Here is a 22,959-nt window from a genome sequence, read left to right as displayed (position 1 = left end):
TCGGCTATTCCATGTCTTCATTTAACATTAAATCGTTTCCGCTTTCCTGATAAAATGAAAAATTAAAATTGAATCAGGACAAATTCCATCATTTTCCCGACTGGCAGCCAAATTAGCATTTAAACTTATATGATCCCGATGAGCATGCATAATTCGGGTAAAATGTGCATTTCGCTAGTCAGGCATTAGCAAAAAAAAACCACACCCCGGCGGAGTGTGGTTCATGTGATTGATTATATAGTTTTTTGTTGTTCTCCAGCTTAGAAGATCCAGCGAAGACCTACCTGCGCTTGCCATTTCGACAATAGCGATACATCGTCGTTGAAGGACTGCTCCAAGCCAGGATTGAAGGAGTAGCTCGCATCAAAAGTACCATCACCATTGGCTTCAACACCCTCTACAGAGATTGGGTTGATATTGGTTGGCAACTGACGCACACCCCAGTTGGAGTTCAACATGTTTCCAACATTCAGGATATCCAGAGACAACTGCAAAGTGTTTTTTCTACCGGAGATCTCGAAGTTGAAATCCTGCAAGATTTTCAAGTCAAACTGAGCATACCATGGTAAGATCGCGCCATGACGCTCTGCATACTGTCCACGACGGCTGCTCAGGTAATCATCCTGTGCAATGAATGCATCCAAAGCTTCCCACTGCTCCCCTGCAGAAACACCATTTTTCTCTACCAAGTTGATTTCCTCTGCAGAAGCAGGAACGTAGATCAAATCGTTGAAGTTGATGTTGTCCAGGTTGGCGTCACCTGCATAAGTGTATGAGTAACGGTTACCTTTTGCAATCTCACCGAACAAGGCGATGTTCGTCGCCCACTTACCACCACCGTACTCTTTTCTGTAGTTTACAGAAGTGATGATGCGGTGCTGCAAACCATAACGAGAGTGCGCAAACTGTGACTGGTTAGGATCTCCCACGATTGGGTTACGCTGGAAAGCATCTGCTGCGATCTCCGCAGGAATCGAAGTGTAATCCTTAGACTCCATATAAGTGTAAGCCGCCATCACGTTCAAACCAGAAAGGAATGCTTTTTTCACGGTACCGGTTAAAGAGTACTGGTGACCTTTATCCACATTCTCCAAAACAATCGCACCTGCATCTAGGAAAGTCTCATAACCAACTGCCGGAGAATAAATATTCGCTTCGTCGCCCTGGAAAACCGGAGCACCTGTTCCGTTCAAAGTACCTGTAGGTTTACGCATGTTGTAGTTACGGTGCACCACTGCATTGATATCTTTAGAGTAAATACCCTCTACGGAAGCAAACCATCCCTGACCAAAGTTCATGTCATAAGCGATGTTCGTTTTCCATACTTGTGGGAATTTGAAATCCTCAGCGGTAGCATTCACCTGGAAAGTATAACCTGGCTGAATAGAGGGGTTTGACGCCTGGTTACCCAACCATACGAATGGGATACGTCCGGTAAACACCCCTGTACCACCTCGAACCTGATGCTTTTGATCATTCTTCACATCCCAGTTAAAACCTACTCTTGGGGACCACATTGGAGAGGATTTTGGGAATTTGGAAGGATCTACCGTTACCGGATTACCATCTGTATCTACAAAACCATCGAACTCTGCGGTTGCAGGATCATAGTCAATTGAAGACAAGTAGATTGGAATATCCACGCGCAAACCGGCAGTCAGCTTGAAGTTATCAGCGGCTTGCCATTCGTCCTGAATATAGAAGGCCGTCTGTGCGACATCTACTTCTGCCATGGCATAATCATTCTGCTGTGAATTCACTACATCCTGATTGAAGTCCATATCTGCCTTTGTCGTATTCAAAAATTCCTCTACAGAACCGAAAGTATACCAAGGATAGTAGAACAAGTTGAAGGAGTTATTGAAGTAGAAAACTTCTGTGTTTGTTCCTACCGTTAGGGTATGCTTATCCAGGTAGTAGGTAAAATCATTGCGGAACTGAAAGATATCCTGATCCAACATATTATTCGTGGAGAACATCTCAGAACCAGCAGTTAAAGCCACCTGTCCTGCATCGTTCAAAATATCAATCACCGGGAAAGGTGCTGACCACGGCTCTCTGTAATCGCGGAAACGTGAGTAACCAATCTGCATTTTATTGGAAGCGTGGCTGCCAAAACGGGAGTTCAATTCCGCTACCCAGGAATCTATATTGTTGTTGATGACGTAGGAAGAGTTCGAGAATGGCAAACGATAGGGTTGAGGACCACGACCACCAATCGCTTCCGGGTGAGGCAAAATATCTTTCCATGCACGCAGACGGTTGTAACGAATGGAGAAGTTGTTCTGATCATTGATGTTCCAGTCCAATTTCACCAAGATTTTGTTGTTGGATTTCTCATGGTTATACCCTTCGAAATCACCTGCATCATACCCCCACTCACTCATAAAGTGATCTTTTACCGCCATGGCATCATCAAAATCAACGCTTGCGATATTTCCACCGACTGTTTCACCGGCTCTTGCCGCACGGTAACCATGCGCCAGCTCTGTTGCACGCTCCATCTCTGCGTTCACAAAGAAGAACAATTTATTCTTTACAATCGGACCTCCAAGGGAGAATCCCGTCTGGTAGTTCTGGTAATCCAGATTTGGAATCTCCGCACCGGATACTTTTGATCCGATCATGTTTTGATTTCTCCCGAAGCCATAAACGGTACCGTGAAATTCATTCGTACCGGACTTGGTTACCGCATTTACCCCTGCTCCGGTAAATCCACCTTCGCGTACGTCAAACGGAGCCAAAGACACTTGTACCTGCTCAATCGCATCCAAAGATACCGGTTGCGCACCCGCCTGTCCACCAGGAGTGGCTACATCAAGGCCAAAGGAGTTGTTGAATACAGATCCATCCAAAGAGAAGTTGTTGTACAGGTTGTTTCTACCGCCGAAGGAGTTACCATTTGACTGAGGCGTCAAACGCGTAAAGTCAGAAGCAGAACGGCTGATGGTTGGCAAACCTTTCAATTGCTCCGAAGAGATTGAAGTGGCAGCACCTGTACGCTCTCCGTTGATATCGCTGTTCAGGTTAGCGGTAATCTCTACCCCTTCCAAATTAATGGTCGACTCCTGAAGCTTAACGGAAATTTTTTGCGTTTCACCTAATTGCAGGTAAATGTTCTCTACCGCCTGATCGTGATAACCTACGAAGGACACCGTTACCTGATAAGGTCCACCTACGCGCATACCGCGAATGGTGAATTTACCATCTAACATGGTGGTACTACCGTAATTGGTACCCGATGGGGTGTGCACAGCAATGACCGTAGCCCCTGGCAGGGCGTCTCCGGTATTGTCCGTAATCATTCCACTCAGGGAAGCTGTAGTGTTTTGAGCGTAAAGCTGATTTGTGCTTAGGACAAACGTCAGCATCAACGCTACCAATGCGTAAAGGTTCTTATGCATATTCGGTAATCAAAGTGGTTAAGTATTCTTTTGAACGCCGCAAAAGTAGGGAATCAAACATTTTAATAAAAATCCAATTACCTACCAAAGTGCAACAAAGCGCCTCAATTTCAATCAATGATATGAGAATAATACAATAATTACTGAAGTCATATTCAGGGACATTCCATAAAAACTAAATCTTGGCTCCCCTCTTTCTAAACAAAACCAAGCTCCCCTTTTACAACTGTCTTTAAAAAATCTTCTACCATTAAATTTACCGCTAAAGGATGTATTCCAAATAAAATTCCAACAAATCCACTTGGATTAGGACCAAAAAAGAACCACAATTTGGAAACTGAACAAATATTTTGTCAACACCCTTTCATTTATACCCCTATTTTCAAAACCCAATCGCCCTTCAATTTTCCAATTTTTTACCTCATTAAAAAAAATGAAAAAAATTCCCATCCTTACGCAACCCGAATGGAGAAGGAAGTCATTCTTTGAAGGCCATCATTCGCTGGAATCGTAACTACCACAGTTTAAGATAGAAAAGAAAGAGTCCTCCCTCTATTGAAAAGTCCTTTCACATTTAATGTATGGCTATCCCGTTTTTGCCATCGAACCCTCCATTTTTAGCTAATTTTAATGCAATTACCTGACCATCGCGATCACCCACCATCAGTGGTCCATCACTGGTCGTAGTCTTCGCACCTTGAATTGAGCGGTTTAGTAGTGACTTCTGGCGGCGACTACGACCGAGTCCACCAAAATGGCGGCAGAAGGTCTTAGTGATGCTCGTTCTGCTCGCTTTAGCACCACTGGTCGTAGTCTTCGCACCTTGAATTGAGCGGTTTAGTAGTGACTTCCAGCGGCGACTACGACCGAGTCCACTGAATTTGGCGGTAGAAGGTCTTAGTGATGCTCGTACTGCTCGCTGTAACACTAAGACTAGGGTTGTCCAGTGGGAATGGCATGAAAGCAGAAAAAAAAGACCCATCACTGGTCGTAGTCTTCGCACCTTGAATTGAGCGGTTTAGTAGTGACTTCCGGCGGCGACTACGACCGAGTCCACCGAATTTGGCGGCAGAAGGTCTTAGTGATGCTCGTTCTGCTCGCTTTAACATTATAATCAGGGAGGGGAAAACAAACCCAGCCTACTAGACTGATTGTACCATTTGCTACGACCTCTTTCTACAGATGCATCCGTCCAATTCCCGAAACCATCACTGGTCGTAGTCTTCGCACCTTGAATTGAGCGGTTTAGTAGTGACTTCCGGCGGCGACTACGACCGAGTCCACCGAATTTGGTGGTAGAAGGTCCTATTGATGCTCGTACTGCTCGCTCTAACACTATAACCAGGGAGGGGAAAACAAACCCAGCCCACTAGACTGATTGTAACATTTGCTACGACCTCTTTCCCATCACTGGTCGTAGTCTTCGCACCGTGAATTGAGCGGTTTAGTAGTGACTTCCGGCGGCGACTACGACCGAGTCCACCGAATTTGGCGGCAGAAGGTCTTAGTGATGCTCGTACTGCTCGCTGTAACATTATAATCAGGGAGAGGGAAACAAACCCAGCCCACTAGACTGATTGTAACATTTGCTACGACCTCTTTCTACAGATGCATCCGTCCAATTCCCGAAACAGGGCTAATGGAGCGAATGCTCCGAGGATTTTGGGTCGTAGACGGGAGCCTACCACCAGGGTGTGGGATGTCCAGCGGCGACCACTACCGAGTCCACCAAATTTGGCGGCAGAAGGTCTTAGTGATGCTCGTTCTGCTCGCTTTAGCATTATAATCAGGGAGAGGAAAACAAACCCAGCCCACTAGACTGATTGTAACATTTGCCCCATCACTGGTCGTAGTCTTCGCACCTTGAATTGAGCGGTTTAGTAGTGACTTCCGGCGGCGACTACGACCGAGTACACCGAATTTGGCGGCAGAAGGTCTTAGTGATGCTCGTTCTGCTCGCTGTAACACTAAGACTAGGGTTGTCCAGTGGGAATGGCCTGAAAGCTGAAAAAAAAGACTTTCCATCCATTGAAAAGTCCTTCTTAATAATGCATTGCGATAATGAGTAGTCGCATGCATCCATTTATTATTTCAAATCGGCCTATCGGCTTCTTCTATTGCCAACCGCCGTATTCTTATTCTTTTGTCCGCCTTTGGATGGCCCTTTCTTTCTTCCTCCTGAAAAACTGTTGCTTCCTGGGCGACTATGTGTTTTCGCTTTTGGAGCTCCTCCACGACCTTTGGGTTTTGATTTCGGTTTAGGTTTGGGTGACGGCTTATTGGTTTTGACCTCGCGTTGTTCTACCCCAGCCTCCTGTTGTTTAGGCTCAAATCCTTGGAGGGTTTTCAGTTTTACGGCCTTTTTCAATAATTTACCGATGGCCTGCACATAGGCCTGCTCATCCTCTGCTACTAATGAAAATGCCTCCCCTTCTGAACCCGCTCTTCCGGTTCTGCCAATGCGATGCACATAATCTGCCGGCACATTAGGCATTTCAAAATTCACCACATAAGGCAAAAGGGGAATATCCAATCCTCTGGCGGCAATATCTGTCGCCACCAACACCTGGATGGCACCTGATTTAAAGCCCGCAAGTGCTTTCAGTCTTTGTTGCTGGCTTTTATCCCCGTGAATAGCGGCTGAGGTAAAGGATTTCTTTTCCAACTTCTTACTGAGTCGGGAAGCCCCATGCTTGGTTCTGCAAAATACCAGGACCTGTTCCCCTCCCATTGAGCCAATTAAATGAAGCAATGCGGAAGCTTTATCGGGCTTATCTACACGGTAATACACCTGGCGCACTGTTTCGGCGGCGGTATTTTGCGGGGCAACCTCCACTGTCAGTGGATCTTTCAATATTTTATTGGCCAGTCGGCGGATTTCGGTATTAAAGGTGGCGGAGAATAGCAGATTCTGACGCTCTTTCGGCAATATTCGAAGAATTTTTTGAATATCCTGATAAAAGCCCATATCCAGCATCCGGTCCGCCTCATCCAACACCAGCACCTCCACTTTGTCGAGTGTTAATTCTCCCTGATAATAAAGATCCAGCAATCTGCCCGGAGTAGCGATCAAAATATCCAGGCCAGATTTAATTTTATCCACCTGGGGCCCCTGCTTGACCCCACCAAAAATAACGGCTGACTTTAAGGAAAGCCCGGTAGAATATGCTTTGAAATTATCGTAAATCTGGGCAGAAAGCTCTCGGGTTGGAGATAAGACCAATGCCTTTATGCCTTTCCTTTTAGGTTTGCTTTGCAAAATATTCAGAATGGGCAATGCGAAGCCCGCTGTTTTACCGGTCCCGGTTTGGGCGGAAGCCAAAAGATCTCTTCCGGATAAAATGGGGGGAATTGCTTTTTCCTGAATGGGGGATGGTTTTTGATAACCTTTTTCCTCTATCGCCTTAAGCAGCTCGGAGGACAAACCTAAATTTTTAAAAGACATATTTTATACTTACGCTCCACCGAATTATGAAGCAGACACAAAATTATGCTTTATATTTCCCAATTCCCTAAAAAATGTAGGATATCTAGAGAAATACGCTTAATTCCTGATTAAATCGATCAAAAGCTTCAAGGTGTAATAAGAAAGAAATAATGCCCTATTACTGGTATTCCCCAATTAGGCATTGGAAAGACAAGCCTGCATTCACTCATACTTGAACTAAATTACATAGGAAATCCATGCTTAAATCCTCGTTTGGCGGCAAGGTGGGAATAATGAAGGAACAGTCTCCAATTTTGAGTTTTTTCCAAGGAAGCACCTGAAAGAGGATTGAAGCCTGAATAATCCGGGTTAAAAATATTGCTTATACAGCAGGATAAGCAGCTAAAATTTTAGCATCCAAGCATAATTCACCTTCCCCAAAATCACCAATCACGGCTCTGGAAATTAAAATTTCAATACCATAAGTAAGCGCCTCCATCTGGATTTTAATTTTTTGAACAGGAGAAATACCTTCCTCGCCCCCCAATTTCGAATCCGAATATAAATCTAAAAGGCTCAATCTCCAATCAAAAAAATCGGCCCGATCCTGCATTTCATTTTGGCAAAAACCTGACAAATGGTATCCTTTCAGACGACGCATCAAACGATGATACTGCAGCAGACATAAAGCCCTAATTCCTGGCTTCACTTGTTTCAATAAAACGCTCCCATGCCCTTCTATTCGAAGGAGTTTCAGAAACAGCCGCTGTTTTTCCCTTTCATGGGCAAATTCCAAAAGTTCAGTTTGGGCATCCTCCATATTATTCAGGAATTCGTCAGAGGCGCGTCTCATCACTACTACATAATGATTGTTCATGGGCTTTAGTAAGTTTCTGACCTTTCTTACGGCCTCATTAAATGAGCAGCTGAGCGATGTAATAAATTGAATTTTTTAATCCTCTTTTCCCTGACCTCCATTAAAAATATATGATGAAAAGTATTAGAACCCAATTTTTTCTACCGTATACACCCCTGTAACCAATGCAAATCTACATGCCAAATTTTTTATTTTTTCATTATTTCTCAAAAGCAAGTCAACTTGGAGCGTGTTTAAAAGTCAAAATTCGTGGTGAAAATTTGAAGTATTGCAGAAGCGATACAGAAATATTTTGAGAGAATAGCAGCGCTATTATTGAGAAATTATCCAAAATCGCTTGCAATAATTCGAATTTACAGCCGGATGTAGTGCTTTCAAGCATGTTCTTAAGCTTGTAGCATGATTAATTCGGACTAAAAAAACCACCCCTCAAAAGAAGGATGGTTTAAAAATTAACAGAAACAATGATTTACTGCGCAGTGCTAACGCCCCAAATACTCTGTACATATTCCGGATGATCTACATAAGGATTTCGGTTTTTCTGAATGGTGTATACCGCTTCATTTCGATCGATCTCCTTCTGACTCACAGGATCATTTTCGTGCCACTTCAACAACAACTCCAATTGCCAGTCTTCAAACACTTTGTCTGAGCTCCCATCCAATACGGCATCCGACTGCGTGGAGTTGTTTTCCCAGCTCGCGATTTCATCTTCATAGCGTGTCGCCATATAGAAATAAATTCGGGCAAAGTCCCCTTTGTATTCATCAATAGGTTCGAATACGGTTCCGCTGTAACCACTCGTGGTATTTGCACCTCTTTTCCCTCCATTATCTGAAGTATAATTTGGATTAGCGACCTCACCATAAGGATAGTTACTACGAATGGTGTTCACATGACTATCCACCGGAACAACCGACACCAAATCAGTATACATCGGATAAACAGTGCCGCCAAACCAACTCTTCGGGAAGCTGTGTTCTCTGTTATAACAACCTCCTTCATGACCGGGGGTGTTCCCACACTGGTCGGTTTGGAAGGTATATTCATAAGGCTGCGTACCAGAAGGATTGTGAGAATACATATCCCACACGATGTTCCCGTCGCGAAGGTCAGTAGATTCGTAGGCGGTCCAAAGTTCACCGTATGTAAGTTGCTCCGTCTGATAATTAATGATATGATACAGGGTGGTTTTTAATTCATATCCACTTTTATCCGCCGCATCTCGGTAATAATTATCCGGACCCGGAGTTGGGGTGTTACCACCATCTCCCTCACTCGCACCGGCACGTACAACGATATTGTCCAGCTCCAGCTTGGTGCTATTGGCATCGCTACCATAATATACAAAAGCGATATGCACGCCGCCGGAAAATTGAGAAAGATCTATGGAAGAACCTTTCCATTGCCAGAATTTCCCTTCCGACTTTCCGATATCTTCCGGGAAGGTCACCTGGTCGGTAAAATCTACCCATTGGGCCGCATTTACGTCTCCAGCAAAATCCTCCGACACCATTACCTTCATGACTTCCGTATGTCCATCAACCATGAAACCTACTGCCATGCGGAATTCCAAAAACATATTAGCCCCCTCAACTTCGGGCAGCACTAACCATCCTTCAGAACTTGCATCTCCCGAGCGGAATGGACTGAATGCTACATAATGACCGGCACTACTTTCCTTCACCCAGCTCACCGTTCCGGCAGCCGTGATATTGCTCCAACCTTCTGCCGCCACTTGTCCGTCCTGCCAGTTATCAAAGTTTTCCTGGAAGTAGATCTCTCCTTCTCCACCGCTACCATTGTCTCCATCAAAGCCCACTAAATCACTTGATGAGTTAATGTAAAGCTGTGGTCCTCCGCGGAATTTAGACAAGATGCCGTAGACCGTACCTGTACCAGCAGGTAATTTTTGCCCGGCGAAATCCGCATATCCGGAAGTTCTCATTTCGATATCCGCTAAGCCGGTACCGTCATTGAACTTTCGGTTTTGAGAAATTTGTTCCTCCGCATTCGCGAAAGTTTTTCCCCTATCCGCTTCTGCTACAGACATATTTTCAATCTTCACCCACTTCCCTGCATAGGCATCGATATTGCCGAAAATTTGAGCAAGGCTCACCGTAGTGACCTCCAACTCTTTAGTGGCGCCTTTGGTGATATATTCATTGGCCAGCGGAGCAGGAATACGACCCGCAGATGGTTGATTATTATAGATGGAAGGAATGCCCAATTGAGGATTGGTCTCATAAGCGCCCATCACCAATTGGCTACAATCCACCGCAATCTCCATTCCTATTGGGTACTCATTATACAAAGCACTGGCATCCAATCGCATTAAAATACCAGCGGTTTCATCCTGCAGATAAACTTCCTTATAAATATTACCAGCCTGATCACTGGAGATCACCTGCCCAACGATCACCGTACCCGAGTCGATTTCATTGATCATATTATTGCTCGAAGGCGCATATTCCGCGATCAATCCCGCAATAGAAATAGTGGCCGTATTCGGTGGGATCGGGTTGCCCACTTCTTTTGAGGGATTCTCAAAGGTGCTGTCTACGCAGGAGGTGATCGTAAAAATCACCATTAAGAATACCACCGCCTGACAGTAAAATTTGTATGGATTGAAATTCATAAAAAAGATTAGAATTGGTTCGGCAAGCAACAAGCAGCCACCGAACCAAGGCATATTATTGGTTTACAGAATGACTTCCCAAGCCATCAAAAGTATCCTTTGGGAACTCGTCCCAATCATCAAATGAAAATGTAGTATTGCCCTCCATTATCGAAGTTTTTCTTCTGAAGGTAAGATCTTTTGCGAAATTTGAATCATCCCCAATAGGACCAAACAAATCGATCATAACACTGCCTTTCACCAAACTAACTGGATCATTTCCATTAAAAGTCAAAGAACCGGAGGTCATATCCACATAGTCCTCATTTGCAAAAGAGGCTTGTGAATGAGCTACAATATACACCCCTCCTGCTGGAATGGTTCCGGACAGTTGAATGGGTGAGCCTGGATCCGTATTCCCATTAAAATAAATTTGCAGGGAGTAAGTGGAAAGATCCACCTCTTCCGCAGAGGCATTGTACAATTCAATGGCCTTGTTATTACTGGATCCCTCCACGTATTCAGAAATAAATATCACTTCATCCGTATCTCCTCCTCCGTTGTCTCCTTCATATTCCTTCGCCTCCACGGTAATCACAGACCAGGAAGAAGCTTCATCGTCGGTACAGGTATATTTAAAGGCCACATAAATATTGGCTTCCAACTCAAATTGGGTCATAGACTGCCCACCTTCTGCACGATCACCTTTAACCGTCAATTCCGTCCAGGTGGCAACGCTTGGGTCGCCAGTACCGGTATAGTCTGTTGAACCCAATACCATCACTTTATCCAAACCTTTGAAGAAGTTCAACTCTTCCGTTACCGCCAAAACAGGATCAGTCAAAGCCGCAATATCAATAGTAGTCGAAGAAATCATCCAGGATTCGTGTGCCCCTTTCTGGTGTCCGTTGATATAGGCGGAACCATTGGAGGCTGACCAGAAGGATTGGGACGCCACTACATTAAAAGTATTAAAGTCAATTGCTGTAGCCGTCAAATCCGTCCCCATGATTTCATCCAACTGACCTTGAAATGTCGGAGCTGAGATTTCAACCTGACCATCTAAGGAATACTTTTCAGCATCTCTCATTCCAGGCTCCCCAAAATATTTTTCGACTGAACCATAAAACCAAACCTGTTGATTCAGCATATCTTCATTATCCTGAAGATTTAAATCATCTTGTAAAAATCCGGATATCTTCACCACAAATATTTTGCTTGGGTTCGTCTCATCGGAGTTATCCGCTATTGCCACATTGGTATAGGATGCATTAGCCCCAGTTACACCAGGTTGAAAATCACTTAAATTTTTTCCAGGGACAGAACCTACGATATACCCTTTTACCCAATTCATCTCCTCAGCATCCAGATTGGCACGAGCTGCCCCAATGTTAAATGGATCCGCCAGCGTACCAGTACCTGCCGGAGGAGCTACAGCATTAGGATCATCAAAACGATCCCCTTCAAGGGCAGCGTCTGCCGCTTCGTTCACATACAATTGCAAGGTACCATTAAAGGAAGAAAGAATACCGCTTACGCTTCCAGACCCCTGAGGCAGCGCATCTGCGCCAAAAGTAGCGAAATTGGAAGTTCTTACGATAATGGTTTCGCCATTCGCATTGGTCAAGGTTCTGTTTTGAGAGGAAGAAGCATCCGCATCTACCCATGTTTTTTCGTAGTCTTCCTCACTGAACATCACATTTTCCACCTTCACCCAAGTGGCTAAGTGGTCGTCCAAATCTGATGGCAAAGCATCCAAATCGATTGCCATTGGCATTACCGCCTCTTCTTGCTTACCCGCAATAATATGGTCTGCAATCAAATCTGCATCCAAACGACCAAACTCACCATTATACACACCCCCCAATTGGATCATGCCGCCATAGCTTCCCATCTGCATGCCTTCTGCCTTCACATAGACCATTTGACCAATGGCATAAGACTTATACAATTCCGACTTATCCAGGCGAACAATGATACCCGTAGATTCATCCTGAATATAGATTTCTTTGTAGATGTTGCCGTTTTCATCGGAAGAGATCACCTTTCCTCCTACAATAATTTCCTCCTCGATATCATACATCGCAGGGCTTCCCGCTTTTGTATAGATCTCTTTCAATTGCTTAAGGGTATGCGTCACCTCTACTTCCGGGCCTTCGGGAATGGTTGGACCAAGAGGGTCGTCTTTTTTACAGGCTGAGAAAAGCAAAGCCATTACTACCATGGGTAATAACGCACGGTAAAGGTTCGATAGGTTTTTCATGAGTTTAGAAAAATAAGTATTTGAGTATGCTTAAAAACTTACACTAAGGTTAAGAAAGGCTCTGAAGCCCTGTGCGTAATAATATTTGTTATCAAATTTTTCTGGATTTCCTTCAAGGAAGTCAAATCGGTACTGCTGAAATCCGGTGGTCACAATGTTCTCATTGTTCAGGACATTGTTCAGGTTCAGGTTCAGTCGGAAGATATAATCCTTGATCTTCCAGCTCTTCCCGGCAGATATATCTACTGTGAAGGCCCCATCCAATTCTTCCTGATCTACAATCGCTAAATACTCCGACGACCCGGGATGGAAGGTGTAACCATCACCATTGATGGCACGTGTGGTATATCGGGCAGGATTTAGCGTCACATAACGCTTCCCTAAATAATTGGCGGTCAGTCCCACAAACCAGTAATTTTTACTCCAGTATTCCACCGAAACAGCCCCTGCAATTTCAGGAGAACCCCCAACATGGTAGCCATCGAAATAAACGATCTCTCCCTCACTTAATTTCTCTGCACTGTTGTCCACTGTAGTGGTGGCCAAAGGATTAGCATTGTACAGGTACTGGGCATAAGTTCCGGCCGCTTTCACACGCAACTCGTCGGTAATTTGATATTCGGCTCCCAGCTCAATACCAGAAAATTCTTGACCAATCCCCTTCAGGGCATAGTTCACAAAGTTGTTATAGGAATCATCATAGTAGCTGATCACATCGGTCAGGTCACTGATTCTCGTGTAGAATGCCGACACTCGACCTTTGAAGCGCTCCCCTCTGTAGTAATAATTAATATCTCCGGACATGACATTGGAAGACACCAAGTTTTCCATGGCTTCATTTCTGGTTCTGACAGAAACAAATGCATCCTGAAAATAAGGCGCTTGGGTATAATAGGTTCCATTGGCGGTCAAGACATTTCTACCTGTCAGGAAATACTCCCCACCTGCTTTTACACCATAATCCATGAAACTCAACACTTCTGACTTTCCATAAGAATTCTCCGGAAAGAGTCCTTTCATTCTATTTCCATATCTATACATGGAGGTGTTGGTCAAATTGGCTCCTACATAAGCCGAACCTTTTTGGAAGCTTTTGCTTGCCTGCCCCCACCAGCTTGCCTTATTGATAACCGCATCATAGTCATGCCCGATACGCTCACCCTCTTGCTTGATATTGGAGTCTGCCAATAAATCATTGCTGGCCATATCCGGATCGGTGAAATCACGATCAGCGAAGTTATCAATATCGACATAATAGTCTCCGCCTAATAAATCTTCTACCGTATTGTAATTATTCCCCAGATAATATTCATACTGCAATCCGGTGGTCAATTTCCACTGATCGTTGACGTCCCATACTAAAGTAGGGTTAATGTCTAAGTTTTGGATATCATTTTGGCGTCTCTCAATGATATAATGCGATCTTGCACCGGTAATCTCTCCGTCTCCGTCAGGATTCGTTTCAATGCTATTGTAATTGATTTGATAAAAGTGATCAAAATCCAATTGTCCAAAGCTCCCATTCGTCCAAAGCTCCGTCATCAAGTCACCCGCAATATCATTGCCTTGCTGATATTGGAATGAAGGTAAATAACGATAATAATCCGGACGTGGATCCTGTGCATCGTACCAGTTCAATGCGGTTCTTGCTTCTTTACCGAAAGAGTATCCGACCGCAGTTTTCAGTTTTAAACGCTCATTGATTTTATAAACATCATTCAACACAAACTGCGGAATCATAGAGCTTTTGATACGGCTGTTACGCTTCTCTCCATTTTGATAACCCCAATAAGGATTGTATAAATTATTATCCTTCAAGTCATAGATTTCCTGCACAGTAGCGCCTTGTTGCCCTCTTTTATAAGGAGCGATCAATGCGGTCAACTGTACGGAATGATTTTCATTGAATCGCTTTTCCGCACCAAAGAAACCTGCCCATGCGTCATAGGAAGTTCCTTCCACATAACCCTCCTGCGCCCAACGACGTGAACCGGAAACGGTAAATGCCCATCCATTATCCATCAAACCGGTGGAATAGGTCATCATGACACGATTAGAATAACTGGAATTACTCAGCGAGTAACTTGCCTTGAGCCCGGGACGTTGTTGTGAAGGCTTGGTAATGATATTGGTCGCTCCACCAATATTGCTGAAGGAGAAATCTACCGGAGCAATATTATAAGTCGTTTCCTTATTACGCGTCACATCATTTAGTCCACCCCAAATCGACCAGGAAGCATAACCTTTTTCTGGATGCGCCATATTGACCCCATCCATAAATACCTGCGTATAGCTGGACTGATAACCCCGCTGACGAAACCAATATGGCCCCCAGGAATAACCCGCTAAAGAGCTGAAAGCATCACCGGAAGAGAACAGCAGGCCTGGAGTGGATTGGGTCTCGCCATCATCTGCATCCAGTTCACTTAAAGAAAGGACAATCGTCCCGACATCATCATGCATCGGCTTCAGCGCAATGACCATCCCCTTCTTCAAAGGCAGTACTACAGAATGATAGTGCTCATCGGAAATTTGCACCATGGTATCATCATTCACCTGGCCTTGAGGTACGAAAAAGTAACCTTCTCGATCAGTTGTAAAGGTCACCCCATTGATTTGCAACTTTACCTTTACCGCTGGCGATTGGGTATCAGCAAGAATGACCTGCCCTTTGATCACCTCTCCCTCTACCTGCGCCCAGGCAGGAAAAAGGACAGTTATCAATAGTAACACAGTAAAAAAGTGTCTCATAGTTTAAGTTTTGAATATCGGCAGTCGCTATTCAACTGCCCTTTAAAATAGGTTTTGGGAAAATTTATAGTCCGGTTTTTTCTTTCAACAGATAAATAACCACAGGAAAGTGATCCGAATAACCCCCGGCATAATTGCCACCGGCATAGGTGCGGAATGGATATCCCTTATATCTTCCATTAGGATTTTTTAGCTCATCAAAATTGCAGATTTCGGCCTTATAGTAAATCAGGCCCTCTTTATTGAGCATTTCTTTGCTGACAATGATCTGATCAAACAGGTTCCAGTTATCGCGATAAGCCAAGGTGCCTTGCCCATTTTTGTACATTTTATACATGGGGTTATACAGATAGTCTTTGTCCGTCACCTCTGATTTCTTTCCCTTGGCGCCCAAAGCTTTAGTCATACTCTTATTGACCGGATCATCATTAAAATCACCCATCACCACGACATTCATGCCCGGTTTCTCTGCTCTTAGCTCATCAATAATTTGTCTTTGTAATTTCCCTGCCTCTTCACGGTACCAGGATTTTGCGCGTCTAGAAGGCCAGTGGTTCACCAATACTGCCAATGGCTCTCCTGCCATTTCGCCCTCCACCACCAATTGATTTCTGGTCGCAAATCCTTTGTAGGCATTATTTATCCATAATTCACGCGCATGGAATTTTTCGACCTTAAATAAATCCGTCCGATAAATCAAGCCCACATCAACACCACGCTTGTCCGGGCCTTCGACCAACACTACCTCATAAGGATAATCACTTAATGGCGGTCGAGCAATTAAGTCCCTTAAACACTGTTCGTTTTCCACTTCTGCGATGCCACAAATCACCGGAGGGCCACCTGCCTTAGCAGCTCCCAATTTTGATATCACATTCGCCATTTGACTTAATTTCAACTCATAGCGCTTCTGCGTCCATTTATAATCTCCATCGGGAAGGAAGTCCTCATCATTCTTGTTGGGATCATTGATCACATCGAAAAGGTTCTCAACATTATAAAAAGCTACATTATAAACGTTAAACTCACCTTGCTGAGCATAACCAAATGACACGCCCCCCAAAAAGAGGAGCATCAAAATGCTTAAACGAACAAAAAATCGCATTTTCAATAAAATAGATTAAGAATAAATTAACCCTACTAGGGTTAAATTTTGGTTTGGATTTAATAATCGCAAAGTTAAAAATTAGATATTAAATAATGAAAAAAGATTATAATAATGTAGAATTATTAATCTATTCGTAATACCGCACAACTTTCAAAACAATCCCGAAGCAAAATAATTAATGCAAATTAAGGCGTTTAGCGAAATTTATAACTCTTTTCGCAAGGCAAGTCAGATATTTTTAGAATAAAATTTCCCAGAAGGGAGATAGAGAACCATCCTCATAAAGAGTAAAATCATTAGGCCTTGGTTCAAAAAAAGGAAAGAATTAACTTAAAATTTATATTTACAACAATTTTACCAAATCAATAACCCAAACTCCTACTAAACAGTGTTTTATGAAATTTTTACACAAAAATATAATTTACCAAACCAAAAACATTGTTGTTGATAGATTTACTCAAAATTCATATTTTTTTATTAAAAAATTTCACGCTTATTTTTATGTAATCATAAAAGATATTCACACCCATATTGCTCCCGGCCTAGACGCTGTTTTACCCCAATTTGAAAAATTAACATCCCCACTTTCCATATCAATCCTGACTGCTCCCAATGCTCCTGATTCACTGACTTCAACCGCCTCTTTTTTCGCTGCTCCGGCCTACCCCAAAAGAGTAAAATACTCCAATCTCTTGAACTAGGGGAAAACCCTCAATTTTCCCAAAACAGGCAAATTCGAACCAAAAGAACTTGATAAAACTATTGGATTTCAATAATTTATCCACAAATAAGAATAATTTAGAACCACAAGTCTAAAACACTCATTAACAGCAAGATATATTATTTCCATATAATGATTCATTTTTTACCAAAAGTGACTGATATTTGCACTAGGAATTGGGTGCTTTTAGGAAAATTTTAAACATCATTATTCACCCATGATCGGATTTTTAACACCCTCTTTATAGCAGGTACTTCCCATGAATATCAACGACCTAGAGAAAATATATAAAAAATGGACTGACGAGGAGCTCGCCTATGTATTCTATCTCCACCAATTTAGGTATGGTACCATTTTCTCTCGGATTCTAAGAAAGGAAGTGGAAAGCAGAAAGAATATTAATGAAAAGTGGATTATATCTAAAATACTCAATCCGGGGTTTTTAAAACACGGCTTGAAACATATTAGTCTGCGAATTTTTCAGGCTTTCCTGGGGCTTACCGCCCTACTTACCATCTTAAACATCCATTTTTATTTAGATCCTGATTTAAGACTTCATACTGCCTTAATCATCTTCAATGTGCTTGCTGCCCTATTCAGCTGGTTGGCATACGGACGATGGAAAAAAATTGAAAAAATCGCCAAGCCTTACGGAGGCTTTAGTGATGAAGAAATTAGGCTTATTCAGATGGTTCGTTTCAAAGAAGCGGTAGATCAGGCTTTAGATGAGCCTGCTTTGATCAGGCGATTCTTCCGGGAGGACTGTAATAAAGATAATTTTCAGGAATTGAATCAGCGATTTTTCGACACCTATGGCTTTGACTTTCACGAAAGGGTTTATCAATACTCGGATGACATTCAAATCCAGTTGTACTTATTGGGCACATTAAGAGAAAAAGGAATTTTAAGACATGAACCTCCTTTTGATGTGCTCCCACCATGGAAGTTAAAACATCAAGCGCAAGATTAAGCCCAAATAAAAAGCCAAGACAATTGCTATTGCCTTGGCTTTTTTTTATGACTATTTCAAATAATCTAACTCGCCCCAATACGGTCATTTTTTGCTCGAATCATATTCTCCTGAGTCGCCTGAAGCTCTTCCATATTTTGCCTTAGCTCCTCCTCCTGTGCACGCATTTGCTCCGCCATTTCTTCCGCCTCCTGCAGCAATTTTAAGTTTTGAATATTCATTTTCATAGTCAACAAACTAGCACCAATACTTTCCGCCAGTTTCAACACAAAATCTATTTCAAAGTCCTTTAACTCGCGCATAGCCGCTAATTCCAAAACCCCCACAACTTCCTGATCCGACGATAAGGGCACTATTAATAACGCCCGTGGAGTCGTCCCGCCCAAACCAGTGGTCAATTCACAGTAGTTCTCTGGCAAATCCACCATATAATGATACTGATTCTCCATGACCACTTCAGAAATTAAACCCTCCCCTAAGGGAATGACCTTTTGTTTAAATTTTTCACGACTATAAGCATAACAAGACTTCATCTCCAACACCTGCTGATCACCTGACTTTTCTAACAAAAATAACGCACCCTGCGCGGCCTTCACATAATCCACTAATTGCTTCAGAAGCATTCTACTAAACTCCCCCACATCCCCTGATTGTTGTCTTAAAGTGTCAGCAAATAAGGCGTGCCCTTCATTCACCCAGACTCTTCGCTCGGTGGCTAATCTTTCTTCCAACAGTAACCCACGAGTTCTTTCCAAAGCACTAAATAGTTCGTCATTCTCCGAATTTTCCCAATCCAATTTTCCCTCCCCCAAATGAGAAACATATATTTTGGCTTTCTTAACCTTTTCCAGAAATTCGTTTAGACTTTTACTCAACTGCAATAATTCTTTCCCGCCTCCGGGTCTGAACCGATATTCATAATCACCCTCTACTATACCACGCATCCCCTGAGCCAGCATCCCAATCTCCCTAAAAACGAAGCGATTGAAAAAATGTAACATGATGATACACACCCCAAAAAGGAAAACCAAATAACCTATCATCGAATACAACAGGGTGCTCCTTTGACCTTTACTTTGCAATACGTATTCCTGCACCAAGGCATTATTAATTTTCAACATGGAGGTAGTATGAGTGGTCAAAAAGTGCATAGCCTCTTCCTGCTCCTCTGCGGAATACTGGTCCTTATTCAAAATCTTTAAAACGGATGCCCGATAAGGCTTCCAGGCTTTCTCCACCATAAAAAGTGCCTTTTCTATGGATTTCGAGGAAGGAGGGCCGACCTGCCCGGACCCCATTTCCGGAGCTATCCCTCCGTATTTGAGCGCATATAAACTTTCATCATGTAGATTGCAGGCCATTAGCGCAATTTCCCTGGCTGTCTCCTCCCCATCCTTATATAATTTACTAAAAAGTACCATTCGTTGGGACAACATCCGGTTTCTACCGGAAAGGTCTATTTCCACACTATTGGTTTGGCTTAAATTAAGGGCAAATAAAATGACCGCCAGATTCACGAAGAAAACGGACATTATGATCACCACAAACGACTTTTGTATAGGCAGCTGGGTTATTCTATTCATATTTAAATAATTATAATTCAAAATAATAAATCAAAACCAACCAAATTGTTTTCAAGCTTAATGTTATGATCAGTGGATTCCACTGTTCTGCTTCCATAAGCTAGCGGAGCGCCCGCCTTAGTCCCAAAAACAATGGCATTAGCTCGGATAATTCATGCTCAAATCCTGGTATAGCTGCTGGGCGGTAAAAAGGAAAGGATTTTTCCTGGTTCGAGATTTTGCCAAGGAAGCTATTGAATGAGGAGAAAGCAATCCTACCCCAATTTGAGTTCATGGCAATTAGCGAAATTAACTTAACCAACCTGAATTAAAGTCAGTTGAAGCATCTGCTTGAGTCTAGCAGTGAATAATTCAGATTAGTTTAGCATATCTTGAAAATTACACCAAGCATTCGGAACTTGATTTTATGAGCCAATTGAGAATTTTTCCCGTGATAGCCCTGCTATGCACTCAAAACATCCCATAATCAGACCGAAATACTTCAAATCCACTTTATGAATTTCCGCTTTAGGCTCCCCTGTCCCAGTATTTACCTCCTCTTGAAATAGTACTCAGACCCACCCTTTTTCCTCTGAAACGTAAAACGCATGAGCCAGCGTGGCAGATAATTTATTGATAAAAGCCATTTTAAATGGAGGCAATTGGGCCAAAGACAGGATTTGCAACATACCAATCACCCGCCCATTGAACTCCAATGGCATTAGTAGTAAAGAGATACGCTCTTCCTGCTTAAGCCAGGGAAAAGCAGGGCGCATTTCTTCCGGAAATTGACTAAAACTCAGAAACTTATTCTCTTGAATCACTTCCAGGTAGATGTCAGAAAAGGCAGAAAAGTCAAATGCTGATTCCTTCCCAAACTTCAGGTTAATCAATAAATTTAGATTTTTCTCACACTCACTTTCGAAAACCGAAAACTGCACAAGACCCAGATACTTCGAAAGAAACACCGCCGTTTCCTTTAAGAATCCCATTCTATTAAAACAATAATTGGCCAAAACTCCTGAAAATTGACGATAACCTTCCACCTCCCATTTCATGGCATTCTCGCGATCCCGCCTTTTTAGTAAGTCCAATCTGGTGGCATTTAAGGCCTGAATTAATTCTTCCTTAATACTTTTTTTTGCCAATGCTTTCTTAAACTGTTTTCGCTCCTCCTCCATATCACTCCCCTGATCTGGAACGAGAAGTCGAACCAAAACATTAATATGTCGAGACAGCTCTTCTAGCTCTTTACCGCCACCCTCTTCCAGTCGGTAATCATAATCTCCAAGCGTGATTCTGCGCAATCCATGTTTCATTTTGTCCATGAATTGAAAAACATGCCGAAATAAGTATATAAGTAATAACAAACATACCATCAGCATTAAAGCCAGGTTCCCATAAACAAATAATTGCATTTTCCCCCTTTCCAGCTGGTCATGTGAGGTGATCGCCCTGACCACAGCTTCATTTAGTTCGAGTAAAATAGGAGCATGTAGATTAATATATTGTATCGCTTGTGCTTTCTGAGCGACCGAGGCCTTGGTATCCAGAATAATATTCCCAACGTCATAAAAAGCTACATACTCGGCTTCGGCATTTTGGAGAGCTTGTTTGACTGTTTCACTGTTACTGGACTTTAATTCGCCTTCGTATTTTGAAGTGGAAAGTTCACCCCCATGCTGCAAAGCCTCCAAGGCCGCTTCATGCCATTGATAAGCCTCTTCAATAATTGGACGCACGGAATAATCTCCCGAATAATATAAATTAAGATATAAAGCAATTTTTTGAGACAACATCCTATTGCGGCCAGCTACATCAATCTCCAAATTATGATTCGTTGAAAAATACCAGGCCGAAAAAAACACGATCACATTTAAACCTAATAACATCCCCAAAAGCCCGCCAAATGTGGATCGAAAACTCAAATGATTATAATCTAGCATGATGCAAAACCTACATTAATGGTATTAGGAATTACGGCCATCATACAACTTTGTTTTATCCGAAAAATACTTTAATATACAATAAAATACTGACTTTCAATTCATTTAACCACAAGCAAAACGATCACTAAACCTACTTCTCAAAATGATTACATATTTAACAAAAAACCATAATCCGTATTTTTTATACTTTATAGTCCTATTTATTTTCTTTTTAAATGGTGCTGTCCATGGACAAAATTCATCATTCGATAAAGCCTTGGCAAAAGAGCTTGGGGCAGATCAATATGGAATGAAAAAGTACGTTATGGCTTTGCTCTACGCTGGAGAAAATCAGGACTTGAGTCAGGAGGAAAAAGTCAGACTTCAAAAGGAACATTTAAAAAACATTCAAAAACTTGCCACAGAGGGTAAATTGGTATTGGCTGGCCCCTTTATGGACGATAAAGCGCTAAGAGGGATTTATATTTTTGACGTCCCCACTATTGAGGAGGCCGAAGCGCTGACCGCCACAGATCCGGCAATACAAGCCCGAAGCCTAAAAATGGAATTAAAACCCTGGTATGGAAGTGCCGCTCTGCTTCGAGTCAATAAAATACATGAAAAAATTGCTCAAAAGCAGCCTTGACCCTAATAATCATGCTTAAATATTTACTGGCATGCCTGGAAAAACAAAGGAATAGTTTTCTATTTCACCTCTTTTCCAAATAAGCAAATGAAGAAGAACGCTTGCCCACATTTGGACTATTAATAAATCAGCAAAACAAACTTATGATCTTGAATTTTAACCAGTTAAGACCACCCACTAAATCTGGCGGTGTATAATTCGGGATAATAATCCCTCCCCCATCGAAGTAGCGGAAAAAAACTTCGACACTAACCAAACTAAGTGCATTCCTTTCCAGCTGGGTCACCAATATAAAATAAAACTAAAAAAGGCATATGATACCGTTTTGGCCGATATTAATACGCAGGACTTAAAGCGTGTATAAAACCGCACCATCCGACTGCAAACTCAAATTAGTGGAAGCGATTTAGGCTAATTTCTCAACAATAGCGCTACTATTCTCTCAAAATAATCCCGTATCGTTGCTGCAATAATCAAAATTAAGTTATGAATTTTGGCTATTAAACACGCTCATAAAAAATGAGCTACACCACTTCCCTGAAGTGGTAAAAAAGAGGCCATATAATGATTGCGGGGAATTCGGAAGAAAAGGCGATTCGTATTCATCTTATTGAACAAAAACTTAGCCTAAAGATGGAATAAGCATTTACTCCGACCGATAGTTGGCTAGTGACCTTCTGGATAA

Annotated in this window: 12 protein-coding genes; 3 read left to right on the top strand and 9 right to left on the bottom strand. The window is 42.6% G+C overall.

Annotated elements, in window-relative coordinates; genetic code table 11:
• Positions 1-260: 260 nt before the first annotated feature.
• The 7 genes from NG22_RS04645 to NG22_RS04610 form a co-directional block, all read right to left on the bottom strand.
• Positions 261-3,404 (bottom strand): TonB-dependent receptor, encoded by a 3,144-nt coding sequence (locus tag NG22_RS04645; protein ID WP_072159033.1) that lies wholly within the window; start codon positions 3,402-3,404, stop codon positions 261-263.
• A 2,101-nt stretch (positions 3,405-5,505) separates the two neighbouring features.
• Positions 5,506-6,849 (bottom strand): DEAD/DEAH box helicase, encoded by a 1,344-nt coding sequence (locus NG22_RS04635; protein WP_053404640.1) that lies wholly within the window; start codon positions 6,847-6,849, stop codon positions 5,506-5,508.
• A gap of 364 nt (positions 6,850-7,213) precedes the next feature.
• A complete protein-coding gene (locus NG22_RS04630; RefSeq protein WP_053404639.1) occupies positions 7,214-7,708 on the bottom strand; it encodes a hypothetical protein in 495 nt (164 codons plus the stop codon).
• A gap of 469 nt (positions 7,709-8,177) precedes the next feature.
• Complete coding sequence (locus NG22_RS04625; protein WP_216597593.1) at positions 8,178-10,346, bottom strand: endonuclease; 2,169 nt, start codon at positions 10,344-10,346, stop codon at positions 8,178-8,180.
• A gap of 55 nt (positions 10,347-10,401) precedes the next feature.
• Positions 10,402-12,588, bottom strand: a complete 2,187-nt coding sequence (locus NG22_RS04620; protein WP_053404637.1) for a DUF5689 domain-containing protein — start codon at positions 12,586-12,588, stop codon at positions 10,402-10,404.
• A 30-nt stretch (positions 12,589-12,618) separates the two neighbouring features.
• Positions 12,619-15,339 (bottom strand): TonB-dependent receptor, encoded by a 2,721-nt coding sequence (locus tag NG22_RS04615; protein WP_157600866.1) that lies wholly within the window; start codon positions 15,337-15,339, stop codon positions 12,619-12,621.
• Between the two features lie 64 nt (positions 15,340-15,403).
• A complete protein-coding gene (locus NG22_RS04610) occupies positions 15,404-16,444 on the bottom strand; it encodes an endonuclease/exonuclease/phosphatase family protein (RefSeq protein ID WP_053404635.1) in 1,041 nt (346 codons plus the stop codon).
• 398 nt (positions 16,445-16,842) lie between these two features.
• Here NG22_RS04610 and NG22_RS17730 point away from each other — a divergent pair, with 398 nt between their 5' ends.
• A complete protein-coding gene (locus NG22_RS17730; protein WP_157600865.1) occupies positions 16,843-17,148 on the top strand; it encodes a hypothetical protein in 306 nt (101 codons plus the stop codon).
• Positions 17,149-17,427: 279 nt separating this feature from the next.
• A complete protein-coding gene (locus NG22_RS04605) occupies positions 17,428-18,138 on the top strand; it encodes a hypothetical protein (RefSeq protein ID WP_053404634.1) in 711 nt (236 codons plus the stop codon).
• A gap of 65 nt (positions 18,139-18,203) precedes the next feature.
• Here the strand turns inward: NG22_RS04605 and NG22_RS04600 are convergent, their stop codons facing one another.
• On the bottom strand, positions 18,204-19,721 hold the full coding sequence (locus NG22_RS04600) for a GAF domain-containing protein (protein WP_053404633.1): 1,518 nt from the start codon (positions 19,719-19,721) through the stop codon (positions 18,204-18,206).
• Positions 19,722-20,272: 551 nt separating this feature from the next.
• Positions 20,273-21,646 (bottom strand): hypothetical protein, encoded by a 1,374-nt coding sequence (locus NG22_RS04595; RefSeq protein ID WP_157600864.1) that lies wholly within the window; start codon positions 21,644-21,646, stop codon positions 20,273-20,275.
• Positions 21,647-21,938: 292 nt separating this feature from the next.
• Here NG22_RS04595 and NG22_RS04590 point away from each other — a divergent pair, with 292 nt between their 5' ends.
• Entirely contained in the window at positions 21,939-22,274 is a 336-nt protein-coding gene (locus NG22_RS04590) for a YciI family protein (protein ID WP_253275650.1), read from the top strand.
• The last annotated feature ends 685 nt before the right edge of the window (positions 22,275-22,959 follow it).

This window comes from Persicobacter sp. CCB-QB2 (genome assembly GCF_001274635.1).
In the GTDB taxonomy this organism is placed as follows: Bacteria; Bacteroidota; Bacteroidia; order Cytophagales; family Cyclobacteriaceae; genus Persicobacter; species Persicobacter diffluens.
This window is presented reverse-complemented; position numbering and strand designations above follow the sequence as displayed.

What these genes read in the sequence shown, in the direction of transcription:
- NG22_RS04645 (WP_072159033.1), bottom strand. Translation starts at nt 3,404, where the DNA reads ATGCATAAGAACCTTTACGCATTGGTAGCGTTGATGCTGACGTTTGTC.
- NG22_RS04635 (WP_053404640.1), bottom strand. Translation starts at nt 6,849, where the DNA reads ATGTCTTTTAAAAATTTAGGTTTGTCCTCCGAGCTGCTTAAGGCGATA.
- NG22_RS04630 (WP_053404639.1), bottom strand. Translation starts at nt 7,708, where the DNA reads ATGAACAATCATTATGTAGTAGTGATGAGACGCGCCTCTGACGAATTC.
- NG22_RS04625 (WP_216597593.1), bottom strand. Translation starts at nt 10,346, where the DNA reads ATGAATTTCAATCCATACAAATTTTACTGTCAGGCGGTGGTATTCTTA.
- NG22_RS04620 (WP_053404637.1), bottom strand. Translation starts at nt 12,588, where the DNA reads ATGAAAAACCTATCGAACCTTTACCGTGCGTTATTACCCATGGTAGTA.
- NG22_RS04615 (WP_157600866.1), bottom strand. Translation starts at nt 15,339, where the DNA reads ATGAGACACTTTTTTACTGTGTTACTATTGATAACTGTCCTTTTTCCT.
- NG22_RS04610 (WP_053404635.1), bottom strand. Translation starts at nt 16,444, where the DNA reads ATGCGATTTTTTGTTCGTTTAAGCATTTTGATGCTCCTCTTTTTGGGG.
- NG22_RS17730 (WP_157600865.1), top strand. Translation starts at nt 16,843, where the DNA reads ATGAAATTTTTACACAAAAATATAATTTACCAAACCAAAAACATTGTT.
- NG22_RS04605 (WP_053404634.1), top strand. Translation starts at nt 17,428, where the DNA reads ATGAATATCAACGACCTAGAGAAAATATATAAAAAATGGACTGACGAG.
- NG22_RS04600 (WP_053404633.1), bottom strand. Translation starts at nt 19,721, where the DNA reads ATGAATAGAATAACCCAGCTGCCTATACAAAAGTCGTTTGTGGTGATC.
- NG22_RS04595 (WP_157600864.1), bottom strand. Translation starts at nt 21,646, where the DNA reads ATGCTAGATTATAATCATTTGAGTTTTCGATCCACATTTGGCGGGCTT.
- NG22_RS04590 (WP_253275650.1), top strand. Translation starts at nt 21,939, where the DNA reads ATGAAAAAGTACGTTATGGCTTTGCTCTACGCTGGAGAAAATCAGGAC.